The following is a 3,664-nucleotide window of genomic DNA, read 5'->3' as shown; positions in this document are numbered from 1 at the left end:
CGCTCGTCGCCATGGACGCCCAGGCGGTGATCGAGATGGGCGACACGATGGGCACCCGGAAGAAGGACGTCATCTTCGCAGGCTCCGAGCTGAAGGCCCGGATCCGCGGGGGCGCGCCCATCCTCAACATCACCGACGACGCGCTCTGGCCGGGCTGATCCTGGCCCGCCTCCTGCTCGGGATCAGCATGACCACGACCGTCACCGACACCACGGACTGGCTGCTCGCGGTGCCGCTGGAAGCCGCGCCCGGCACCGCCCTCGACTTCGCCGGCACGCGGGTGCGGGTCGCCTTCACGCAAGCGCGGGGCGGCCCGCCGATCGCCACCGCCGACACCGCTGACGGCACGCTCACCTTCGTCCCGGTTGCGGGGAGCGAGCCCGCCTACTTCGCCGTCGACCTGCGGGTCTCGGAGCGGGATCTGCGCGTGTCAGCGCCCCTCTACGTGTTCGGGGATCTGGAACGGGAACCTGATCCGCTCCATCCCGAGCGCAAGGAATGGCTCGGCCGAGTGGCGCTCTGCGTCGCGCCCGGCACCGGCTCGGCGGGGATCGCGCAAGCGGGTCTCCGTCCGGTGTTGACCCCGGCGCAGCCCTACGGCGGGCGAGTGGCCGCGGATCCGCTTCTGGCGGGCCCGCAAGGCGCACTCGGCGCGCTCCCGCCCGCGCCCGCAGACGCGGCGTCGAAGACCTACACGCTCGCCCTGGTGAACGGCACGCTGTCCTGGCGCGCCGCGGCCTGAGGCGTCCCGCCCCTCCCCTCTTCCGCAGGGTCGCCCGATGCGCAGCGTGTGCACGCCCTTGGCCTTCCCGCCGCAGGGGCGGCCCGGCGCGACCGGCCTCGCCTCCGGCTTCGGACAGGCGACCTACACCCACGCGGCGGCGGCGCCGGGCGAGTACCTCGACGCCAACACACGCACGCCGATCCTGTTCGAGCCCGACCCCGCCCTATCCTCGGACTACCTGAACCCGCCCTTTCGTGGACACGTGTTCTGGGACGGCCACCGCATCGTCGGTCGCGCGCTCGCCGACTTCCTGTTCGCGCAGGTGAACCTCAGGGTGACCCCGGAGGTGGCGGGCGGGACGGTGACGGTGGACCTCGACGCGGGCTCGAGCGTGGGCTCGCTCGTCTCCGACACCTTCGATCTCGACCGCTCGGTTCAGGTCGAGCAGCGGGTGACCCTGAAGCTGTTCTTCCAGACGCTCGGGAACGTGATGGCGAACGGAGCCGCGCCCTACGTCACCTCGACCGTTCCGGCCCGGATCATGAGGGAATCGGTGCTGGTCATGCCGCTTAGCCTCTATCTGCCGGGGGCGCTGCCGTGATCCGCGTCGCCTGGGATGGGCACTGCGAGGCGCTCTCGGTCGGCTTCCGGCCCGAGCCCTTCCTGCCCCGCTCGCTCATCGCCTCCGCTAACGGCGATACGATCTGGATCCGGCGCTGCTCGGGCGACGAGACGATCCTCTCCACGCGCTTCGACCAGATCACGGACGGCGCGGGCGCGGGGTTTGAGACGGTCGAAACCTGCCTCGCCTACCTCGGCGCGCTGTTCGAGCGCCGCCCGCAGGCCGACACGCTCGACGGCGCCTACCCGGCGGCGCGGACGCTCTCGGCCCTGCGCGCGGTGCGGCTCGTCGGCGGGGTGGTGGACTATGCCAGCGCCGACGATCCGGATCACCGCAACAGCGTCCTCGGGCTCACCACGGCCGCGGCCGATGCCGGCGCCCCGGCGCGCGTCTGCGCGGCCGGCCCGCTCATCTCGGTCGGCTGGGGGCTGATCCCGGGCCTGCCCCTCTACCTCGGCCCCGAGGGCCTGATCACGCAGGCGCGCCCGCTCGCGCCGCTCGCCTTCGCGCTCCGCCTCGGCACGGCGAGCGACCCCGACACGGCCGTCATCCGCATCGGCCAGCCGATCCTCCTGACCGGACCCTGATCCATGACCGCGCGCAAGATCCTGACCCACAACGGCACCGGCGACATGGCCGAGTACGCGGGCGCGACCGCGTCCACCGGTGCCGCCTCGGTCGGCGAGGTGATCGTCGCCGACGCGTCCGGCCGGCTCGATCCGTCCTGGCTGCCCTCGGGCGTCGGGCCCGAGAACGAGGTGATCGTCACCTCCGAGGCGCTCGTCGCGGGCGACTTCGTGAACGTCTACAACAACGCGGGCACGGCCACCTGCCGCAAGGCGGACGCCTCGGCCTCCGGCGGGCTCGCCAAGCGCGCGCACGGCTACGTACTGGCCGCCTTCGCCTCGGGCGCCGCCGCTACCGTCTACACGGACGGCAAGAACAACCAGGTCTCGGGCCTGACCGGCGGCGAGGCGTTCCTGTCCGACACCACGCCCGGCAAGGCGACGAACACGGCGCCCACCGGTTCGGGCAAGATCGTGCAGAGCCTCGGCGTGGCCGTCTCGGCGACCGAGCTCAACACCAACTTCGGCCGCCCGATCCTGCTGGCATGACCGGCCGCCGCCCCCTCGTGCAGGTCGGCGGCGACACGGGCGAGTTGCCGAAGGCCGACACCCTCATCGGGAACGCCACCTTCACGGCGCCCGCCTCCGCGCTGCCGCTCCTCACCGCGCTCGGGGCGACGACCATCACCCTCGCGGTGACGCCGAAGGCCTCGGGCGACAGCCTGCAGCCGGGCGAGGTCTTGGTCGCCACGCCGTCCGCCGCGCTGCCCGCCGGCCTCAACATCGCCTACGCCATCGCCACGGACGTGAACACGGTGGTGATCGGGCTCTCCGCGACGCTCGCGGTCGCGGCCGCCACGCGCGCCTGGACCATCGTCGCCCTGCGCTGACGATCCGCCCGCCCGGCGCCCTCCCCTCCCCCGACAGACCCGGATCCCACCATGCTCCTGCAGCGCATCGCGCTGCGGGCCGCCCTCGCCTGCCTTCTGGGCATCGCGAGCGGGCCCGCACACGCCGAACTCGCCTCGTGGTACGGCCCGAGCTTCCACGGTCGGAAGACCGCGAGCGGCGAGCGGTTCGACATGAACGCGCTCACGGCCGCGCACCGCTCCCTCGCCTTCGGACGACGCGTGCGGGTGACGAACACCGCGACCGGCCGCTCGGTGGTGGTCCGGATCACGGATCGCGGCCCCTACGCGCACGGTCGCTCCATCGACCTCTCCCGCGCCGCCGCGCGCGCCGTCGGCTGCCCCGGCGTCTGCCGGGTGCATCTGGCGGTGGTGGGCTGAGTCATGGCTCAGATCGGCGTCCTGCGAACGCTGCAAGGCGGGCGCGTCGGCTTCTATTGCCCCGGCTGCCGCGACATGCACGTGGTTGCCGTGGATGCGGGGAGCCCGCTGCCGAACGGCGCGAAGTGGGGCTGGAACGGCTCCTACGACCGACCCACCTTCACTCCCTCCGTTCACGTGAAGACCGGGCATTTCGTGACCGGTGGCAGCGGCGGCCCGACCTGCACCGACGCGTGGGAGGGCGAGGCCACGTGCCCCTGCTCCTCCTGCCACAGCTTCGTGCGCTATGGGCAGATCCAGTTCCTCGGGGACTGCACGCACGCGCTGGCGAACCAGACCGTGCCCCTCACCGCCGACCCGGGCTGAAAAGCAGAGGCCCCGGCTGCGATCCTGCGCGCGCCGGGGCCTCGCTGGCCATGTGATCTGCGGAAGGTGCGGGCCAACGCCCCCCCCCCCCCCCCCC

The 3,664-nt window shown here is 73.0% G+C and carries 7 protein-coding genes; all 7 read left to right on the top strand.

The features are described from left to right. The first annotated feature begins 187 nt into the window (after window positions 1–187). From AX737_RS00530 to AX737_RS00500, 7 genes are read left to right on the top strand one after another with little or no spacing between them, the layout of a single operon-like run. Window positions 188–742, top strand: a complete 555-nt coding sequence (locus AX737_RS00530; protein WP_066918144.1) for a hypothetical protein — start codon at window positions 188–190, stop codon at window positions 740–742. Window positions 743–788: 46 nt separating this feature from the next. After that, the gene (locus AX737_RS00525; RefSeq protein ID WP_210173123.1) at window positions 789–1,325 is read left to right on the top strand and encodes a hypothetical protein; all 537 of its coding nucleotides are present in this window, start codon (window positions 789–791) and stop codon (window positions 1,323–1,325) included. Beyond that, window positions 1,322–1,933, top strand: a complete 612-nt coding sequence (locus tag AX737_RS00520; protein ID WP_066918140.1) for a hypothetical protein — start codon at window positions 1,322–1,324, stop codon at window positions 1,931–1,933. The genes AX737_RS00525 and AX737_RS00520 overlap by 4 nt, the downstream gene beginning before the upstream one ends. Before the next feature lie 3 nt (window positions 1,934–1,936). Then, the gene (locus AX737_RS00515; protein ID WP_066918137.1) at window positions 1,937–2,461 is read left to right on the top strand and encodes a hypothetical protein; all 525 of its coding nucleotides are present in this window, start codon (window positions 1,937–1,939) and stop codon (window positions 2,459–2,461) included. Further along, a complete protein-coding gene (locus AX737_RS00510) occupies window positions 2,458–2,802 on the top strand; it encodes a hypothetical protein (RefSeq protein ID WP_066918135.1) in 345 nt (114 codons plus the stop codon). The genes AX737_RS00515 and AX737_RS00510 overlap by 4 nt, the downstream gene beginning before the upstream one ends. Before the next feature lie 51 nt (window positions 2,803–2,853). Beyond that, window positions 2,854–3,201 (top strand): septal ring lytic transglycosylase RlpA family protein, encoded by a 348-nt coding sequence (locus AX737_RS00505; protein WP_066918134.1) that lies wholly within the window; start codon window positions 2,854–2,856, stop codon window positions 3,199–3,201. 3 nt (window positions 3,202–3,204) lie between these two features. Beyond that, window positions 3,205–3,567: a DUF6527 family protein gene (locus AX737_RS00500; RefSeq protein ID WP_066918133.1), complete on the top strand. Its 363-nt coding sequence runs from the start codon at window positions 3,205–3,207 to the stop codon at window positions 3,565–3,567. The last annotated feature ends 97 nt before the right edge of the window (window positions 3,568–3,664 follow it).

The sequence above is a fragment of the Methylobacterium sp. CCH5-D2 genome, from assembly GCF_001556475.1.
Lineage (GTDB): Bacteria > Pseudomonadota > Alphaproteobacteria > Rhizobiales > Beijerinckiaceae > Methylobacterium > Methylobacterium hispanicum.
The sequence above is the reverse complement of the archived record's forward strand: the minus strand, read 5'-3'. Positions and strand labels throughout refer to the sequence as shown.